General features: G+C 28.8%; 1 protein-coding gene. It reads left to right on the top strand.

All coding sequences use genetic code 11. The features are described 5' to 3' along the window. Positions 1 to 85: 85 nt before the first annotated feature. Positions 86 to 982, top strand: coding sequence for a tyrosine-type recombinase/integrase (locus L0M85_RS09745; RefSeq protein WP_135782405.1), 897 nt, complete (start codon positions 86 to 88; stop codon positions 980 to 982). The last annotated feature ends 252 nt before the right edge of the window (positions 983 to 1,234 follow it).

Here is a 1,234-nt window from a genome sequence, read left to right as displayed (position 1 = left end):
TCTCCTACCGATAACAATTTATTATCACTATACAAAGCACTCAAATAGGTTTATAATAGCATGATTATTGATAAAGGAGATTTTTATGGATTATAAGCTTATTTCTACTTACTTAGATTATTGCAAAACTCATAAGCGTTTGAGTTCACACACGATTCGAGCTTATAAGAATGATCTTATGCAATTTTATAATTCAAACTATGATAATGTCGAATCCTATATCGAAGAGTTGACACAATCTAACATAAAAACTAATACATTAAGAAGAAAAATTGCTTGTATAAAGGTGTTTTATAACTATCTAAAATACCAGCACATAATTGAAGAGAATCCCTTCAATCAATTACGCTTTCAATTTAGAACTGAAAAAATATTGCCTAAAACGATTCCGTATGATATTCTGAAAAATATTTTTTCATATTTAGAGCAGAGAGTAGTTATATCTAAAACTGACTATCAAAAACAAAAAGCTGAAAGAAATCTACTAATTATTTCCCTATTACTTTCAACAGGTATCAGAATTTCTGAACTTTGTCACATTCATCTCAAAGATATTAATCTTTCCAATAAGACACTCCATATTATAGGAAAAGGTAAGAAAGAGCGTATCCTATTTTTAGGAGATCAAACAACCTTCAATTTATTAGAAACATATATAAATAAAAACGGAAAGGAATCTAATGATTTCCTATTCCCAGGAAAACATTCGCCTAAACCATTGTCAGAGCAAAGTGTACGTTTAATTTTAAAGAGAATCGTTGAACAAAATAGCTTATCTAAAACTATTACACCACATATGTTTAGACATAGCTTTGCAACAATGCTTCTAGATAATGATGTAGATATTCGATATATTCAACAAATTCTTGGACACAGTTCTATATCAATCACACAAATCTATACTCACGTATCTCATTCAAAACAAAAAGAAATACTTAGTTCTTTCAATCCTATGTCAGTGATTCATTCTGAAATCGAGTAAGAGACATTTCCGAAGGTTACAGTTTACTTCATCTTAAATTAATGTTTGTAGTTCGACTTTAGTTAATAGATTTTATACTCAACAAAAGCAAAAAGCATGCAAAACTCCACTTTGAATCAGCATTTATACTATATTCCGTATTAAGAACTCCATAATTGTTTTTCTAAAATATAACTTTCAAGTATCCTTAAATATAATAAAAAGAGATGGGCAAAATCTCAATTCCTGAAGAAAATGGAGTAAATCTTCCCA

The sequence above is a fragment of the Streptococcus sp. DFI.7.26 genome (assembly GCF_022240605.1).
Classification (GTDB): domain Bacteria; phylum Bacillota; class Bacilli; order Lactobacillales; family Streptococcaceae; genus Streptococcus; species Streptococcus xiaochunlingii.
Note: the sequence above shows the minus strand (reverse complement) of the source record. Positions and strands in the feature narration are given on the sequence as shown.